The following is a 17943-nucleotide window of genomic DNA, read 5'->3' as shown; positions in this document are numbered from 1 at the left end:
TAGAGTCGTCTTTTTCCTTCTCCCCTACGTGACCCTATTTCAGCTTATTTGTTGTCCATTTCCTTCAATTTTTTGTCCAGTGCAGCGGTGGCCTGCTCCGGCGTTATTTTATTTACCGCTATATCCTGAAGCCCTACAAGGAATTGGTTGCGCAGCGCTTCCTGATGCCGTCCCCACGATACCATTGGCAGATAGATGCGGCCTGCCATCAGTCCGTCTTTATAAGCCGGCACATACGCGGGATGCACTTCGCTTTCATAGCCATGAGCGGTGATGATTCCACCCGTGCCCTCCTCGAATTGCTTCAGCCCCTCCTGTGTGGTCAGATATTCGAGAAACAGCAGCGCCTCTTCCTTGTTCTTGGTTTTGCTATTGATGGCAAAGCCTACGCCAGGCGCCCCGTTGTAATACTTGTTGCCTGGTTCTTTTCCTGGAATCGCCATAATTTCGAACTCGATATCTGGATTAGTCGCCTCAACCGTACCGATATTCCAAGGACCGCCGGGGAACATGGCCACATTGCCAAGGGCAAACTCGTTCATAACTTGGTCGCTGGTCATGCCGATCATGTCCGGGGTCAATATTTTATTGTCAATCAGCCCTTCCTTCCACATCGTCAGCACTTCCGTCCAGCCCTCTGCAAAGGTTGCCTCGCCATTGAACAGCTTTTCATCGAAGGAAGGGTCTTTCGTTAAAACATTGCTGCCGAACATGGCGGAATGAATGATCGTAATATCATGCATTCTGTCGTAAAGCGGAAGGATGCCGGCTTCTTTAAGCTTCAAGCAGACCTGAATGAATTCATCCCAAGTTTCCGGCAATTGATTAATACCGGCCTTCTGGAACAACTGCTTGTTATAGAACAAGCCGCCTGCCCATCCGGTTTGCGAAAAGGCGTATGTTCTTCCGTTCTTGCTGAGCATCGGTTTGTTGCTGTCCAGCATAACGGACATGAACGGCTCGTCGGTCAAATCAAGCGCGTAGCCTCCGTCAATGATCTCGTTACGGTTCTCCGCGGCGATGATAAAAAGATCAGGAGCCGTATCGGACAGCAGCATCGTCTGCAGCTTGGCAATGTAATCGGTTACCGGCGGAGCGAATTGAAAATCAAACGAAATATGCGGGTACTTCGCCTTAAAGCCATCAATGACCGGCTTCATCTCTTTCTCATTGTTCCAGGCAAGAATACTGAGCTTGACCGATTTAGGCGCATCCGCACCTTTCGATGCCTCGCTGTTCTTGCCATCATTACCTGATTTGCTGCATGCAGCAAGCACGAAGGACAAACAAAGGATGGTGATGAGCAGCAACATAGAAGTTTTCTTCATGTTTGACTTTCCCCCTGGTTTAATTAAATGTAAGCACTTACAGGTTCAGTATAGTAAGATCGGGATTGAATCTGAATTCAAATTATTGCATGGTTTATTGTCAAATGTTGCGCTCTCCGCGACCTGCATCATCTCATTATTCGGAGCGAACAAGTGAGGTTCGATATTCTTTAGGCGTAACGCCGTAAAACTTCTTAAATGCGCGGCTGAAGTGGCTCTCGTCCAGAAAGCCGGTATGCTCTGCAATGCGACCGTTCTTCCAGTTCGTTCCAATCAATAGATCTGCGGCTTTCTCCATCCGTACCTTGATTACATAAGACCAATAATTCACGCCGAATTCCTGCTTGAATGCCCGGCTTAACTGATACTTGTCAATGTCGAATCGCCCGGCTACGGATTGCAGGGACAGATCCTCCTGATAACGGCTATCGACATACGGCTTAACCCGAAACATCGCATCCTTCAGTCTAGATCCGCTATCGGCAGGCGCGCTAACGGCTTCTGCGCTTTCGGCAATTAGCTGCGGCAGGAGCGTGGCATCCTGAGCAATCGAGCTGGCTCCGACAGACAGCTTGTGAGCGGGTGAAGACGCCGTCGCTTGTTCCAGCATGGATTCGCTAAACTCTCGCAATCGCCCGGGGGTCAGTTCTTCTCCCCCGCCGACAAAAACCACCCATTCCTTTTTATTTTTGCGGCAGATCACACAATTGAGGTTACGATCCGCTTGTTCTTGCAGCAGACAGGAGTAGTCCTCATTGGAGGAGATACTGTCCACGAATGTCAAAATAGCAAAACGGTCGACCGAGAGAACCTCCAGTCCTCTCCGGATGATAAATAACGATTCTGTCTCGATCGATCCGGAATAGATCGTGCGATCCAACTCGGCGCGAATCGATAGCCGCCCAGCCGATGCCGCCTCCAGGATCATTTCCCGCATAACCTCTCTAAGCTGGTCGGCATCGACCGGCTTGAGCAGGTAATGGGCAACCTGCAGTCGGAGTGCATCTCTGGCGTATTCAAATTGATCATAGGCGCTCAGTATAATTGTCCTCGGTAAATTACCCGACTGTTGGATTCGCTTCAATGCTTCGATACCGTTCAATAACGGCATATGAATATCCATGATCATCATGTGCGGGCGAAAGGTATCGACCATGCTGGCCGCTTCCTCACCGTCATACGCATGCTGCACATGCGTAAACCCCATTTCTCTCCAGCTCATGACTTTATCCAAATATCGATGCAGCGAGATTTGATCATCCACGATAAGCAACTTCACGCGCATGGCCTCCCTTGTATTTTCAGGCTTTTGGCAATATGATATAGACCGTGGTGTGCGCCCCTTCCTTGCTTCTAATCTTCAATCCGTAATGAGGGCCGAATTTCAACCGGATACGCTGATTGACGTTGTATAGGCCTATGCCCTCCGGTTTAAAATCCCGTTGATTCAATTGTCCGGTCAATTGCTGGCATCGCTTCTTCTCTATTCCTCTGCCATTATCCTGGATTGCGATCATGATGCCTTTCTTGACCGCCACAGCACTGATCGTCATTTTGGCCGACTGCGGGTTTTCGCCAAATCCGTGAAGAACTACGTTCTCTACGAGCGGCTGCAGGATTAGCTTTATAGAGCCCTGCTTCAAAATGGACTCGTTCGGGATATGGAACTCAATATGGATTCGATCGTCATATTTTTTATTCACGATATACAGATAATCCCTGACATTCTGAATTTCCTGCTCCAGCTCCACCATTTCTTCCGACTGCTTCATGGAGTATCGCAGCAGACTGCTTAGCGACAGCACCAATTGGTTGGAATCCTCCGTACTGCCGCATACGATCTCGGTTTGCAGCAGTTGCAGCGCATTGAAGAGAAAATGCGGATTAATCTGCGATTGCAGCGTCTTGAGTTCCACCTCTTTTAATGCGATCTCAGATTGATAGTTTTGCTTAACCAGCGCTTCTATTCGGATGACCAGTTCCTTGAATTTGTTGCCTATCATGTCCAGCTCGCGATATTTATATTTCGAATTGACATAGACACGGTCTCCCCCAATCTTGTCCAATGTGGAGAGCAGTCGTCCGAAAGGTCGAGATATCCGGATAGTAATCAAGATGGAAATCAGAAAGTTGAGCAGCAAGCAAAGATATATAAACCCGATCAGATTGGATTTCAGCGAGTCCGCCTGCCCGCTGATGACAGACATCGGAATCGTCGAGATCATTCTCCAGCCCTGAACGGCAGTCGGGTGGAAGATGACAAGCGTTCCCTTCCCGTCAAGCTCGGTAACGAAGCTTCCGGAGTCGCCGGCATAGATCAGCTCGATGTCAGAGAATTCAAGTTTTGTGCCAATTGCGGCAGCATCTTTGTGAACGATGATGGTCTGCTGAGTGTCGATCATAAATATACTTTCATTATTCTGATACGACGTTAATTCGAACATGCTATTAATTTTGTCCAGATCCAGATTAGCGATGACGGCTCCGATCGGCTTACGGTTAAAATCCTTGACAGGTAATGCGATGGACAGAGTCGGTCGGTTGTGTTTTGAAATATTATTTTCCAAATAGTAATCCTGCTTATGGAGGCCCAGCGTAATAAAACCTTTGTTCGGAGTTCCCGATATCGCCTGCTTAAACCAGGCTTGCTCGATGAACGGGTAGTCCCAACGAAGCGTCTTTCTGCCATCCAGATTGTTTACATATCCGTTGTCCCCCAGGATCAGAATATCGCTAACCAGAGATTGCAAGGAAGATACGCCAAAAGCTACGTCTGCTATATTCCTCTCATGCTGGATGCGCCCTTCAACATCCATTTCCCTGCCCGGATTCATCATGGCGCCAACCGAATAATGGCCTGCCAGAAGAACGAGCGGACGAGTTGCCTCTTCAAGATTGAAGCTGAACCCGCGCGCCGCTTGCTCCATCATTTTGTAGCTGTATTGCGTGATTTCCCGGGTAAGACTTGTCGTCGAATCCCGAATGGACAACACTCCAAGCAGCAACAAGAGCAGCACGTTTACGATTAAATAGGAGAACATAATCGTCCGAATGATGGTTTTTCCCGTTAGGTAACGACTTATGAATTTAACCGCATTTTTCATATCCGCAATATCTCCCAGTGGCACATGAATTTACACAAAAACCCATAACAAAGTTATGGGCCGTTTAAGGAAGCGATGTCCGCAGTCATCTTTTATTGATGATCCATTCGCACTACGTCATGCTCTTCATATCGGAAATAATCGAAATCCGAATGCTTGCGTTCTCCGCTTAAGTCTTGGACGCTCATTCCGATAAAGTTCCCTGTAAAACGAATGTATTCCGCATCCTCGTCAGATAAATGACTGACATCAAGCTCCGGTCCGATGCCGTTCCATTCTCCATCCCCCACCGCGTACATGAAGCTGGCCTTCTCACGTTGAATCCTTACCTTCAAGCGATAAGTTCCGTCTTCAAGGGGAATGTCCTGTTCCAGTATTTCATGATAGATACCGTTTACGGATTGAACAAGGCCTATGCAAGTGCCTAATTCCTCATGATGCGTCACACGCAAATAAACATAATCGCGGGTATCGTAGTACAGAATCAAGCCCGCCATCTGCTGATAATGCTCTGGACGGTATTCCATGGCTGTCTCGGCTTCGCAATCCATCGATTGCTGCCTTCGGGCAACAAGACTTTGGCGATGCGTTGAGCTCATAGACTCTTGACCCCACAACCGCAAGTAGCCTGATCTTGCAGTCAAGGACATCCAATCCGGACTTGCAGGGATGCGAAGGGTACTCCATTGCAGTCCGAGCTCCGCGTGATCAAAGTGATCCAGGCCAGGTTCAACAGGAAAAGGATGGAGCGGTAATTGGGGGGCTTGCACATCGGATTGCGGCCACTTGCCTCCATCAACCGCTATCCAATCCTCCTCCGTCCAGTGACAGCGCTGAATGGCGGTTTCTCTGCCGAGCATGCATAATTTATCCTTCACTGGGCGGCCCACGAGATGAACCATATACCACTCGCCGTTCTGCGTCTCGACCAGCGAAGCATGCCCTGCCTTCTGCAGCTCCAGTTCCGGCTTGCCTGAAGACGTCAGGATCGGATTGGCGGGATCTACTTCATAAGGACCGTCGATATATCGAGAACGCGCCATCGTAACGGCATGTTCATATTGTGTTCCCCCCTCGGCTGTCAGCAAGTAATAATATCCATTGCGTTTATATAAGTGCGGCCCTTCTGTAAGTCCAAGTTTTGTTCCCCGGAAAATATTTTTCTTCGGACCGATCAGCTTCTTCTCTTCCTTCGAATATTCCTGAAGAATAGTACCCGCAAATGAGTTCTTGCCTTTCCGATGATCCCAGATCATATTGACTAGCCACTGGCGACCATCCTCGTCATGAAACAAGGACGGATCGAAGCCGCTGCTGTTCAAATAGATCGGCTCTGACCAGGGTCCCATAATATCCTTCGCCGTCACCATATAATTATGAGTATCCTTGAAGGCTCCCATTCGGCTCTTCACATCGGTATAGATAAGATAGAAAATGCCCTCGTGGTAGCTTAGGCATGGCGCCCAGACCCCGCCTGAATCGATACTGCCCTCCATATTCAATTGAGAGGAGCGTGTCAATATCGAGGCGATCGGACGCCAGTTAACCAAATCCCTGGAGTGGTGAACAAGTACCCCAGGAAACCATTCGAATGTCGATGTCGCAAGATAATAGTCTTCTCCTACACGCACAATAGACGGATCAGGATGAAATCCACGTAGTATGGGATTGTTAATCACATTCTCGACTCCCTTATTGTCCTGTTTAACCGTTCATGATCTCTCGACCCTCTGCCGTGTTCATCCCCGCCTCAAGCAGCTTGACGATCCGGTCTACATCGTACACGCATCCCCGCCATGTTCCGCCGCTCGCGGCTTGCAGCGCTGCCCATAAGCGTGAATCGTCAGGAAGCTCAGGGTCTTTCGCCAGATCAGGATGGGGGACTCTGGAAGCCAATACACTCGTGCCTGCATCCGAATCTACCGGCTTCTCACCGCTACCTACCATATCGATAGATCCTTCTAATCGATGCAGATCAATACGAATATCTATCCAATCGCCGTCGCGAAGCTTGCCGATCGGTCCTCCAGCTAGAGCTTCGGGTCCAATATGTCCGATACATGCACCGGTTGACACTCCCGAGAAGCGAGCGTCCGTAAGTAGCGATACTTCTTTGCCATAGGACAAATGCTTAAGCGCCGAAGTCAGCTGATAGGTTTCTTCCATCCCGGTGCCCGACGGGCCGCGGCCAATAAGCACCATGACATCCCCGGCAACGATGCTTTTGTCCTTAATCGCTTGAATGGCCGCGCGTTCGGTTGTGAATACCTTTGCTCTGCCAACGTGGCGATAGACGCCATTACTGTCAACTCTTGACGGATCAATAGCCGTCGATTTAATGACAGAGCCCTCGGGACAGATATTCCCGGTCGGGAAGGTTACCGTGGAGCTCAGACCCGCTTGCTTGGCGCGTTCTGGACTGAAGATCACGCGATCGGGGTCGATCCCTTCGTTCTCCAGCAAATGTCGGCGCATGCGGTGACGTCGTTCGGACGATTCCCACCAATCCAGCGTCTCGCCAATTGTATTTCCCGTTACCGTGAGCGACTTCTCATCCAATACGCCAAGCTTACGCATGTGCAGCATCACCTCGGGTACCCCGCCAGCCAGGAAAGCTCTTACGGTCGGGTGATGCTCCGGGCCATTAGGAAGAACACTCACTAATCGTGGAACATTGCGGTTCACTTCTGCCCAATCCGCGACCGTGGGGATGGAAAGACCAGCCGCATGCGCGATTGCCGGAATATGGAGCAGTAGATTCGTAGATCCGCCAAAGGCCGCATGAACGGCCATCGCATTACGAATAGCGCGATCTGTAATAATCCTGCCGGTCGTCAGTCCGCTTTCCGCCATTCTGAGAGCAGCCCTGGCAGATTGCCTAGCCATTTCCTCCCACACGGGCTGTCCTGACGGCGCCAGCGCCGCATGAGGCACAGTCATCCCAAGCGCCTCCGCGATTACCTGTGCCGTTCCCGCCGTGCCCAGGAACTGGCAGCCTCCGCCAGGCGTAGCGCAAGCACGGCAACCAAGCTCAGCCGCTTCCTCAAGCGACAGTTCCCCATTCGTATATCTCACGCCAATCGTTTGAATCTTGCCTGCATCCTCGCCATGGGTCGGCGGAAGAGTCACGCCTCCCGGAACGATAATGCCCGGAAGCTTGCTCATCCCTGCTAGAGCCAGCATCATGGACGGCAATCCCTTGTCGCATGTCCCTACTCCCATAACTGCCGAACGCTGCGGCAAGGATCGAATAAGACGTCTTAATACCATTGCAGCATCATTTCGAAACGGCAATGAGTCGAACATGCCTGTCGTCCCCTGAGAACGGCCATCACAAGGATCGCTTACGAAGCCTGCAAAGGGCACTCCGCCGCGACTCGCAATTTCTGTTGCCGCGGCTTTCATCAAGATACCCACTTCCCAATGGCCGGTATGATAGCCAAGTGCGATGGGATGACCGGCTTCATCTCGAATTCCACCCTGAGTTCCAAGAATCAGGATTTGCTTACCTAGCAGCTTCGCAGGGTCCCATCCCATACCAACGTTCTGCGTTAAGCCGAATAGATCGCCGCTGGGCGAATGGCGCAGCATATCCGGGGTAAGAGGCAATGAGCCGCTTGGTCCCAAGACATGCGTAACGATGTCAAAGTAAGCATCGATGTCCATACCCATAATCGTTTCGAAGCCCGAATTCACACTTACCCCATCCATTCCTTGTGTAGTCATTCGTTACGGCTTAATGAATACGGTTTTAATCGAGGTATAGAATTCAATGGCTGCCTGGCCTTGCTCCCTGGAATGCGAGCTGGACTGTTTCATGCCGCCGAAGGGAGCCTGAAGTTCAACGCCGGCCGTTTCTGCATTCACCCGGACAAGACCCGCTTCCATATCTTGAACGAACTGCAACGCGTTACCGATATTGCGAGTGTAGATGGATGCGCTAAGGCCATAGGTTGTATCGTTCGCTAGCTCTATCGCTTCCTGAATATCGTTGACTTCAATTAATGCAAGTACAGGTCCGAATATTTCTTCCTGAGCAATCGCCATTTTTGAGGTCACTTTGTCAAATATTGCAGGAGTCACATAGAAGCCATCGGACAAAGCGCGATCCGTTGGTCGTGTACCCCCATGCAGCAATACCGCCCCTTCATCTACACCCTTGCGGATATAAGAGATAACCGTTTCCATTTGCTTTTCATTTGCGCATGGACCAAGCCACGTTTGTGCATCCAAGCCATTTCCAACCTTCAACTCAGCAACCTTCTGAATCAGCTTCGACTTGAACTCCTCATAGACATCCTTCACTACGATGACTCGGCTAGTCGCCGTACATTTCTGCCCCGTAGAACGAAGACCTCCGCTAATGGTCGCTTCAACCGCCAGATCGACGTCCGCATCTGCAGCGATTATGATCGGATTTTTTCCACCCATCTCAAGCTGATACTTGGCTCCGCGCGCCAGTGCCGCTTGCCCGACCGCTTGACCAACCGCGTTGGAGCCAGTGAAGGTGATTCCGTTAATATCTGCATGTTCAGCAATTCCTTGACCAATGACGCTGCCGCTCCCGACGACCATATTCAGAACACCTGCCGGTAAGCCGGCATCATGAAAGCATTGCATCACCTTCGCTGCCGTAACCGCCGTTTCCGTTGCCGGCTTCCACACGACCGAGTTGCCATATATCAGGGCGGGAGCCAGCTTCCAAATGGGGATGGCAACCGGGAAATTCCAAGGGGAGATCACCCCCACCGTTCCGAGCGGCGATCTGGTTGTATACAAGAAAGCATCTGCATCGGAAGAAGGGATAACATCACCGATCTTACGCATGCCTTCTCCTGCATAATAGCGCAGAATAGCTACACCACGAGCTGTTTCTCCCTTCGCCTCGGGTAATGTCTTCCCCATTTCCAAGGTCATCGCTTCACCGATTTCATTGATTCTGTTTTCCATAATATCGGCAGCCTTGAACAAGAGATTGCCCCGCTGCGCTCCAGCCAGCTTGCGCCATGCCAGTCTGGATGTCTTCGCGGCTGCAACGGCCTTCTCCAAATCCTGCTTGGACGAATCCGGAATGATCCCTACGATTTCATTCTTATTGGCCGGATTAATACTCTTCTGCGTTCTGCCGCCTTCGGCGCTCTTCCATTCGCCATTAATGTAGTTGTCATATACGGGGGAGGTTTGAGTCATGTCATTCATCCTCTCTTCTATTTGGGCTTTAGTTGGCTAATACAGCCGTATTCACTAGAGTTCCAAGGCTCGTGATTTCAATTTCGATGAGATCCCCGGGCGCAAGCGTGAATTGATTCGGAGGCACGATGCACGTACCCGTGAGAAGAACGGTGCCGTCGAACACAATATTGTCCCTGTGCAGGAACGAAACGAGCTCCTCCAGCTTGCGCTTAAGCTGCCCGGTGCTGGCAGACTCATCGACCACTTTGGTTCCATCCCGATAGATTCGCAAATTGATCTGAAGCTGGTAGGGGTCTTGAACCGTTTCGGCTAATCGGATGATCGGTCCTATCGAGCAGGATTGCTTCCAAACCTTGGCTTGCGGAAGATATAAGGGATTCTCCCCTTCAATATCGCGACAGCTCATGTCGTTGCCAATGATGTACCCTACAATATCGCCGCGCTTATTCAATACCAAACCCAGCTCAGGCTCAGGAACCTGCCAGCTAGAGTCGCTTCTTAAGCAAACCTCATCAAGATGACCGACCGTTCGGGCCGCTGTAGATTTCAAGAACAATTCCGGCCTCTCCGCATCATACACCTTGTCATAGAATGTAATCGCATTCATCTTGCCGTCTGTCGCCTCATAGTTTCTTGCTTCCTTACTGCGCGCATAGGTTACACCCGCCGCCCATACCTCTGGGGCATCTACAGGCATAAGCAGATCAAGGCTTTTAAGCTCCCTATCCAGCGGCTCCGTTGAACGGATCAGTTTGTTCACGTCTTCAAGCGGTGTTGTCCCCGCCTTCTCGATTCGTTCAAGGAAAGGTATAAAGTCCGAATCTATCATTGTGTAGATCTTGCCCTCATCCGTTACGGCTGCCATACATGGTTCCTCGCCATTCCGATATCGTATAATTCTCATCTTTTTCTCTCCTAGTTTTATAATATAAAACTGCGTTCTTGTATTCGGGGATAGATCGAACCGGTTTTATCCTATTCGATCTATCCTGAGCTAGGTTAAATAACCCAGTTGCCGGGAAATGTGACTCTTTTCCTGCTGCAGCATTCCGATTAAACGTGCGAGTTCACGATCGTCAACATGTGCCACCATCGTAGATACGCTCAATGCCGCGATCACTTTCCCGTTATGGTTGTAGATCGGAGCAGCGGCGCATCGGACCCCTGGCTCATTCTCCTCATTGTCAATCGCATAGCCCTGCTTCTTGACTTCCTCCAGCTCTTTCATGAAAGCCTCGATGTTGTCAATCGTCTTATCCGTATGCTTGACAAAAGTATACCCTGCCATCATCTGGGTCTGCTCCTCGATAGGCCGGAAAGCCGCCAATACCTTCCCCACCGCGCTGCTATGCAAGGATACTCTGCGACCGATCCGGGAATAGCGAATAGCAGCCTTCTGCCCCTCGACCTTGTCAATATATATGCCTTCTTTGCCCTCCATAATAACCAAATGCGTCGTTTGGCCGGTCTCGGCAGACAAAGCTCTTAAGTGGGGTCTGGCGATTTCCCGTATATCAAAATGATTGAGGAGCAACTGCCCCTTCTCTACAAACCTCATCCCCAGGCGATACTTCCCGGACTGCTCATCCTGTACGATATATTGGTGGGCTTGAAGCGTTTTCAACAGAGCATGAACCGTGCTCTTATGCAAGTTCATTGCCGAGCTTATTTCAGTCAGCTTATACTCCATACAATGCTCATCGAATAGGTCGATAATCTTAAACGCTCTATCTAATGCTTGAATGATGGGCATATCTCTTCTCTGTCTCCCCTCCTCATATCGGTTCTATATTATAAAACCAAGTTTTGTAATTGTTACAACTACATGATAGCAGACAATAATTTTAATGTCCATCCAAGCATTAAGAAGTCCATCATATTCTGTCTGTAACAATAATGGCTTCCCGGTCCATGTTCAACCTCTAAAATAAGGTCTCTGATGTCCGCAAACCTGGGGGGTCCAAGCGATTTAGAGAGTAATTCAATAATCCAAAGTGACTTAGCTACTTATGACGATCCAGTAACTTAAGGTGACTCAACTACATTGGTGCTTGGGAGTAGCTTGGTGCCTAGATAGCGGTTGATTTAGCATATTGTGCTAGTGTGGGGGACGGATCCTCATTTGCGTCGATGGTGTGGCGGACACAGGAGCCTTTATTCGTGCGATTTCCCTAGTATTTAAGCTCGTCGCAGACATGAGCGCCGTTATTCACCCTATACTTCGTGAATTTGAGGGATTCTAGACCATTTAACGGCTCTCAGGTCCACATCATCCTAAAAATCGCTCTGATTTCTAAAATAAGGTCTGTGATGTCCGCAAACCTGGGGGTTCAGGCGATTTAGAGAGTAATTCAATAATCCAAAGTGACTCACTTAGCATCATACCAGTCATGAACGACGCGAATATCGTTTTAAATGTATATCCGTTTCTGTTTCTGTTGCGCGAATTCGCATCTCCTCGCTCAGACTGCGTCCGATCCATGGCAGCCAACTCATTTTTATAAGACGACTTCATCGAGGTTAAGTTTTTCGAGGAATCGTAATCATATACGGTAACCGGCTCGCTACGGTTGTCCATTCCATGATAGTCTTGTGCTTGATTTTCATTCATGATGATCATCCTCCTGTTGCTTTCTATGACTCTATCATGGAGGACGATCCTTAAACGAAACTTAATCTAAACTAAAGGATATATAAGTAAGCAAACCCGGTCGGCCCTCTATCGTCCTCAATCGCGAATAGAACTGGGACGGCGGACTTGCGCAAATTGGATTAGCCTCTCTTCCTGCGGGTCATGACGTCAAAAATAACGGCCGCCGCCAGAATTGCGCCGCGAATCATATATTGGTAGGAAATCCCTACTCCGAGCAGGTTCATCCCGTTGGATAGGGAAGCCATGACGATGGCTCCGATGATGGAGCCCGTCACTTTACCGACCCCGCCGGCGGACGAGACACCTCCGACGTAAGCGGCCGCAATGGCGTCCAGCTCAAACAGCGTGCCCGCGGTCGTCGTCGCCGACTGCAAGCGGGACGTGAACAGGATGCCGGACAGCGCGGAAAGCAAGCCCATGGAACCGAAAACGATGTAAGTGATCTTCTTGACGTTAATCCCGCTTAGATGCGCGGCTTCGGGGTTACTGCCCACGGCGTAAACTTGTCTGCCGAGCACAGTTTTGGTCGTTAGGAAATGATACACGACGACAACCAGCAGCATGATGACGACTGTCCACGAAAATCCGTGATAACCCGCTAAAATCCAGGTTAGATAAGAAATGACAACGGAGACGAAAATTAATTTCAAGAGGAAGATCGGCCTGGATAAGACTTCGAACTGATATTTGATCTTGTTCCTTCGCTTAGAAAATTCGCTGTACAAGTAGAAGAGAATGACCGCCAAGCCCAAAATCAACGAGAGCAGCTTCAAGCCGCCCACTTCGGCGAGTTCGGGAATGAACCCGTTTCCTATCGCGTTGAATTGGGCATTGTCGATACGGATCGTCCCGGTTTTCTCCGTCACTTGAAGAAGAGCGCCCCGGAAGATCAGCATGCCCGCAAGGGACGCCACGAAAGAAGGGATTCCGATCGAGGCAACGAGCACCCCGTTGAACATGCCGACCACGATGCCCAGTACGAGAATAACTGGAAAAATGACGTACACGGGCCAGCCCGCCTGCGTCAGCAGGAGCGCGGCGATGGCGCCCATGAAGCCGGCGGCGAACCCGACGGACAAGTCAATGTGCCGGATGACGATGACGAGCGTCATGCCGACGGCAAGCACGCCGATATAGCCGGTCGCGTCGAGCAGATTGCTGATATTCCGGGAAGACATGAATAAGCCGTCCGTCATAATCGAGAAAGTAAGCATAATGACGATCAGGGCGATATACATCCCGTATTCGCGAATATTGAAATGCGCTAGCGACTTGGCTTCCTTGCCGAGGTTAGCCGGCTTCAACGGTTTCGCTTCCTTGATTACGTTCATGTGGTAGGCCTCCTATTGCGTAGCGAGCTGCATAATTTTTTCTTGATCGGCCTCTTCAATCGGCAGCTCGCCCTTGATTCTGCCCTCAGCCATGACGTACACGCGATCACTCATTCCGAGCACTTCTCCGAGCTCGGAAGAAATCATGATGATACACATGCCTTGATCGATCAGTTCGTTCATGATCGTATAGATTTCGAATTTGGCGCCGACGTCGATTCCCCGCGTCGGCTCATCCAGAATGAGAAGCTTCGGCCCGACGAACAGCCATTTGCCGAGCGAAACCTTTTGCTGGTTGCCTCCGCTCAGGTTGCCGACGATCTGTTCGACGGACGGCGCTTTTACGTTCAGCGACGTTTTATAACGCTCAGCGACCCGGATTTCCTCGTTGTCGTTGAGAATGCCGTTGGAAGAGATGCCCTTCAGGTTCGCCGCGGTCACGTTGTTCTTGATATCCTGAATCAGGAACAATCCGTCGCCTTTGCGGTCTTCCGTCACGTAGGCGATGCCGGCGCGGATGGCATCTCTCGAATGGGGAAACGACCTCGGCTGCCCATTCAGTTCGAGTTGTCCGTTCAGTTTATAGGACCTCGGATTTCCGAAGAGGCTCAGCGCGAGTTCTGTTCTTCCCGAGCCCATTAAGCCGGCTATTCCGACGATTTCGCCCTTTTTTATATGCAGATTAACTCCCTTCACGACCTGCCGACCCAATTGAGCATCGTAGGCTGACCAATTGCGGACTTCCAGAACCGTCTCCCCGGGGGCTTTGTTATTCCTCTTCGGATAGATGTCCTCGATCTCTCGACCGACCATGTTCTTAATAATGACGCTCTCTATGACCTCGCCTTTGGAGGCATCAAGTGTACAGATCGTCCGGCCATCCCGCAGCACGGTCGCCTTGTCCGCGATGGCGATAACTTCCTTCAGCTTGTGCGAGATCATGATACAGGTGATGCCTTGCTGCTTCAATTCCCGCAGCAGATTCAGCAGATTCTCGCTGTCGTTCTCGTTCAGGGCAGCCGTCGGCTCGTCCAGAATAAGCAGCTTGACGTTCTTGCTGAGCGCCTTGGCGATCTCTACCAGTTGCTGCTTTCCGACGCCCAAATCTGAGATCAGCGTCTCGGGATTGACGTTCAGCTTCACCTTATTCAGCATTTTCGTCGCTTCGACGATCGTGCGGTTCCAGTCGATCACTCCGCCCCGCATCACTTCGTTTCCTGCGAAAATGTTCTCGTAAACAGGAAGGTCAGGGAACAGTGCGAGCTCCTGATAGATGATCGCGATGCCAGCCTTCACGCTATCGCTGATTTTGTGAAACTGCTGCACTTCCCCGTCGTACACGATATCTCCTCTATAAGAGCCATAAGGGTAAACACCGCTCAATACCTTCATAAGCGTGGACTTGCCGGCGCCGTTCTCTCCGATGAGGCAGTGAATCTCGCCCCTCTCGACCTTGAAGTTAACATCCGTAAGCGCCTTGACGCCCGTAAACTCCTTGGAGATCCGGTCCATTTCAAGAATGTAGTCCTTCATCATCCTGCCCCCTTAACCGAACGCCTTCTTACAATCGCGGAATCGTGATAGACGAGTCCATCACGATTCCGCTTCGTCCTATTGCTCGTTCGGCTTATAATCCGGTAAAGTCGTCTGCTTTGTAGTAACCCGAATCGATGAGCTCTTTTTTAACGTTGTCTTTGTCGACCACGATAACTTTCGTTTGCTTCGCTTTGACTTTGATCTTTTTGTTATCGTATTCGCCCGTCGTCGACGGTGTTTTACCATCGAGAAGGTCGACCGCCATGCCGATCGCGTCTTTCACGAGCGTGCGAACGTCCTTAAACACGGTCATCGATTGTTTGCCCTCGATAATGTATTGAATAGAAGCTTTGTCGGCGTCCTGGCCGGAGATGACGTAGCTTGTAACCGCTTTATCCGTAGCGAAAACGTCGGCGATCGCGCGGGCCGTACCGTCGTTCGGGCCGAGAATGGCGACGTCGCCTTTCATGTCGGCACCCGCAGCCGTCAAGTGCGTTTGGGCTTTGTTTTTGGCTTCGTTCGGATCCCAACTCGTCGTCACTTGGCCGACGATCTTGCTCATCTCGTCGCGGGATAACGTTTCTTTATCTTGCAGGGCAACCGCTTCAGCCGAGTTCGCGATCTTAAACGTGCCGTCTTTGATCTTCGGTTGAAGCACACTCCAAGCGCCTTCGAAGAATAGGAATGCGTTGTTGTCGGTTGCGGCGCCGGCGTATAGGTATAGCGGTTGGCCGTTTCCTTTGGCGTGGTCGACCAAGTATTGCGCTTGCGCTTTACCCACTTCGATGCTATCGAACGTTACGTAGTAATCGACGGCGTCTGTTTTCGTGATTAAGCGGTCATAGGAGATGACCTTGATGCCTTCCTTCTTGGCCGCCTCGACCGCAGCCGCGGCCGCGTCGCCGTCCGGCGGGCAGATGATCAATACTTTGATTCCTTTGTTGATCAACGTTTCGACGTTTTCTTTTTCCTTGGCGGAGGAGCCTTGGCTGAACAAAATTTCAGTCGTATATTTGGTGTCCTTCAGCGCGTCTTTGAACCGTTGCTCATCCTGCAGCCATCTTTCCTCGTCTTTGGTCGGTAATACGATACCGACGCTCACTTTGTCATTGTTCTGGTTACAAGCTGCTACGATAATGGCCAACATCATAATAACGAGCATTAAAGCAATCGATTTGATGCTTTTTTTCATCTTTGTTACCCCTCTCAAATTGTTCCATCTGATAACAAGGTCAACTATAGCACCGAAATTACTTGTTGAAAGCGCTAAATAATAGCACTCTTTTACGACCATCTATACTTTTTTGCAGACGGGAAAACGATGAGGATCGGAAAGGTGATTTTTTACATAAAAAAGCTCCGCCGGGTAGACGGAACCAAGAAACAAACTCTATTCGTACTGAACCCGGTCACTTCCATGCTGCGAATTGCCGAATCATCCGTTCTCCACTATACTATTAAGTGAAAAGTCGGTCGTGAAGCACACGCCGCTTCGATACCTTGATCCCCCTGTTCCTTGGAGGAGAGCGTATTGAAGCGGCTTTTTCATTAACCGGAGAAGGAGTCTGCCCGCTATGTTGCGATTCGAGGAAAGATTGGACGAGTGGATGAATGCCCATATCTCGGAGGAAAAAAACCATAGAAGGCGAGAATTACTGAATAAGGGACTTGGGCACGGGACTGTTCAATTTTTGCGCTCCATTTGGTTTCCTGCCGTCGGTCATTTCCAGCATCTGTTCCCGGAATGGGAAGTACGAGACTTCAATAATGGCTATCGCTATTTGGATCTAGCTTATATGCCGGGCGGAGCCAAAGGCGGGATTGAAATTCAAGGCTACGGACCTCACGCTAGAGACCTTGACGTTAGGCGATTCAAGGATCTTTGCAGGCGACATTGCTTGTTAGCATTGGATGGCTGGACGTTCTTGCCCGTCGCTTATCCGTCGATTATCGATGAACCCCAACAATGCCAGCAGCTTGTTCTAGCTTTTATCGGGAAATTCATCGCCGCAGATGCCCCTTCCGGGTTAGCGTGCTTGGAAGTCGAAACGCTCAGATTGGCGCGGCGCTTGTTACGGCCCTTTACTCCGCTTGAGCTTGCTCAACATCTTAGAGTGACCGATCGTCACGCTCGACGCATTCTTCACAAACTTGTAGATCTGCACATTCTGGAAGTCGCAAGCGGCGGTGAACAACGATTTCGCACCTATAAGCTTCGCATATGAACGTTGGGGGCAAGGCAGAGCTTGGAGCAGGGATTCAATTGGTCATGGGCAGCGATGCCCGGGGTAGCTTGGTGCTTGGGAGTAGCTTGGTGCTTGGGAGTAGCTTGATGCTTGGGAGTAGCTTGGTGCTTTGAAGTAGCTTGGTGCTTGGGAGTAGCTTGGTGCTTTGGAGTAGCTTGGTCTTTGGAGTAGCTTGGTGCTTGGGAGTAGCTTGGTGCTTGGGAGTAGCTTGGTGCTTTGGAGTAGCTTGGTGCTTGGGAGTAGCGGTTAATTTGGCATCTTGTGCTCGTAGATACGGATCCTCATTTGCGTCGATGGTGTGGCGGACATAGGAGCCTTTATCCGGGCGATTTCCCTAGTATTTAAGCTCGTCGCGGACATGAGCGCCGTTATTCACCCTATATTTCGTAAACTTGAGGGATTCTTGACCATTTAACGGCTCTCAGGTCCATAACATCCTAAAAATCACTCTGATTTCTATAATAAGGTCTCTGATGTCCGCAAACCTGGGAGAAAGGGGGGGCCAGGCGATTTAGCGAGTAATTCAATAATCCAAGGTGACTCAGCTACTTT

General features: G+C 50.3%; 13 protein-coding genes. 1 reads left to right on the top strand and 12 read right to left on the bottom strand.

Annotated elements, in window-relative coordinates; translation table 11 throughout:
- Nucleotides 1-44: 44 nt before the first annotated feature.
- The 12 genes from ACFO1S_RS17555 to ACFO1S_RS17500 form a co-directional block, all read right to left on the bottom strand.
- Nucleotides 45-1328: an ABC transporter substrate-binding protein gene (locus ACFO1S_RS17555; RefSeq protein WP_204603886.1), complete on the bottom strand. Its 1284-nt coding sequence runs from the start codon at nucleotides 1326-1328 to the stop codon at nucleotides 45-47.
- Between the two features lie 136 nt (nucleotides 1329-1464).
- Nucleotides 1465-2613: a response regulator transcription factor gene (locus tag ACFO1S_RS17550; RefSeq protein WP_465251301.1), complete on the bottom strand. Its 1149-nt coding sequence runs from the start codon at nucleotides 2611-2613 to the stop codon at nucleotides 1465-1467.
- Between the two features lie 16 nt (nucleotides 2614-2629).
- Nucleotides 2630-4432 carry a cache domain-containing sensor histidine kinase gene (locus ACFO1S_RS17545; RefSeq protein ID WP_204603884.1) on the bottom strand — a complete coding sequence of 601 codons (1803 nt, stop codon included), beginning with the start codon at nucleotides 4430-4432 and terminating at the stop codon, nucleotides 2630-2632.
- Nucleotides 4433-4524: 92 nt separating this feature from the next.
- On the bottom strand, nucleotides 4525-6111 hold the full coding sequence (locus ACFO1S_RS17540) for a glycoside hydrolase family 43 protein (RefSeq protein WP_204603883.1): 1587 nt from the start codon (nucleotides 6109-6111) through the stop codon (nucleotides 4525-4527).
- A gap of 25 nt (nucleotides 6112-6136) precedes the next feature.
- Complete coding sequence (locus tag ACFO1S_RS17535) at nucleotides 6137-8128, bottom strand: YjhG/YagF family D-xylonate dehydratase (protein WP_378127267.1); 1992 nt, start codon at nucleotides 8126-8128, stop codon at nucleotides 6137-6139.
- A gap of 33 nt (nucleotides 8129-8161) precedes the next feature.
- Entirely contained in the window at nucleotides 8162-9622 is a 1461-nt protein-coding gene (gene gucD / locus ACFO1S_RS17530) for an alpha-ketoglutaric semialdehyde dehydrogenase GucD (RefSeq protein ID WP_204603882.1), read from the bottom strand.
- 28 nt (nucleotides 9623-9650) lie between these two features.
- The gene (locus ACFO1S_RS17525; RefSeq protein WP_204603881.1) at nucleotides 9651-10529 is read right to left on the bottom strand and encodes a fumarylacetoacetate hydrolase family protein; all 879 of its coding nucleotides are present in this window, start codon (nucleotides 10527-10529) and stop codon (nucleotides 9651-9653) included.
- 90 nt (nucleotides 10530-10619) lie between these two features.
- Nucleotides 10620-11378, bottom strand: coding sequence for an IclR family transcriptional regulator (locus ACFO1S_RS17520; protein WP_204603880.1), 759 nt, complete (start codon nucleotides 11376-11378; stop codon nucleotides 10620-10622).
- Nucleotides 11379-11918: 540 nt separating this feature from the next.
- Entirely contained in the window at nucleotides 11919-12236 is a 318-nt protein-coding gene (locus ACFO1S_RS17515) for a hypothetical protein (RefSeq protein WP_204603879.1), read from the bottom strand.
- 161 nt (nucleotides 12237-12397) lie between these two features.
- A complete protein-coding gene (locus ACFO1S_RS17510; protein WP_204603878.1) occupies nucleotides 12398-13609 on the bottom strand; it encodes a sugar ABC transporter permease in 1212 nt (403 codons plus the stop codon).
- Between the two features lie 12 nt (nucleotides 13610-13621).
- Nucleotides 13622-15142: an ATP-binding cassette domain-containing protein gene (locus ACFO1S_RS17505; protein ID WP_204603957.1), complete on the bottom strand. Its 1521-nt coding sequence runs from the start codon at nucleotides 15140-15142 to the stop codon at nucleotides 13622-13624.
- A gap of 94 nt (nucleotides 15143-15236) precedes the next feature.
- Nucleotides 15237-16337, bottom strand: a complete 1101-nt coding sequence (locus ACFO1S_RS17500; RefSeq protein WP_204603877.1) for a sugar ABC transporter substrate-binding protein — start codon at nucleotides 16335-16337, stop codon at nucleotides 15237-15239.
- A gap of 382 nt (nucleotides 16338-16719) precedes the next feature.
- On the opposite strand from ACFO1S_RS17500, the gene ACFO1S_RS17495 reads away from it, so the two are divergent.
- Entirely contained in the window at nucleotides 16720-17370 is a 651-nt protein-coding gene (locus ACFO1S_RS17495) for a transcriptional regulator (RefSeq protein ID WP_204603876.1), read from the top strand.
- Nucleotides 17371-17943: the final 573 nt, after the last annotated feature.

Source organism: Cohnella boryungensis, assembly GCF_042651945.1.
GTDB classification, from domain to species: Bacteria; Bacillota; Bacilli; order Paenibacillales; family Paenibacillaceae; genus Cohnella; species Cohnella boryungensis.
Note: the sequence above shows the minus strand (reverse complement) of the source record. Positions and strands in the feature narration are given on the sequence as shown.

Bases quoted from the DNA above. Each gene is read 5' to 3' on its own strand.
- ACFO1S_RS17500 (WP_204603877.1), bottom strand. From the start codon at position 16,337: ATGAAAAAAAGCATCAAATCGATTGCTTTAATGCTCGTTATTATGATG.
- ACFO1S_RS17505 (WP_204603957.1), bottom strand. From the start codon at position 15,142: ATGAAGGACTACATTCTTGAAATGGACCGGATCTCCAAGGAGTTTACG.
- ACFO1S_RS17515 (WP_204603879.1), bottom strand. From the start codon at position 12,236: ATGAATGAAAATCAAGCACAAGACTATCATGGAATGGACAACCGTAGC.
- ACFO1S_RS17510 (WP_204603878.1), bottom strand. From the start codon at position 13,609: ATGAACGTAATCAAGGAAGCGAAACCGTTGAAGCCGGCTAACCTCGGC.
- ACFO1S_RS17520 (WP_204603880.1), bottom strand. From the start codon at position 11,378: ATGCCCATCATTCAAGCATTAGATAGAGCGTTTAAGATTATCGACCTA.
- ACFO1S_RS17550 (WP_465251301.1), bottom strand. From the start codon at position 2,613: ATGCGCGTGAAGTTGCTTATCGTGGATGATCAAATCTCGCTGCATCGA.
- gucD (WP_204603882.1), bottom strand. From the start codon at position 9,622: ATGACTCAAACCTCCCCCGTATATGACAACTACATTAATGGCGAATGG.
- ACFO1S_RS17525 (WP_204603881.1), bottom strand. From the start codon at position 10,529: ATGAGAATTATACGATATCGGAATGGCGAGGAACCATGTATGGCAGCC.
- ACFO1S_RS17495 (WP_204603876.1), top strand. From the start codon at position 16,720: ATGTTGCGATTCGAGGAAAGATTGGACGAGTGGATGAATGCCCATATC.
- ACFO1S_RS17555 (WP_204603886.1), bottom strand. From the start codon at position 1,328: ATGAAGAAAACTTCTATGTTGCTGCTCATCACCATCCTTTGTTTGTCC.
- ACFO1S_RS17545 (WP_204603884.1), bottom strand. From the start codon at position 4,432: ATGAAAAATGCGGTTAAATTCATAAGTCGTTACCTAACGGGAAAAACC.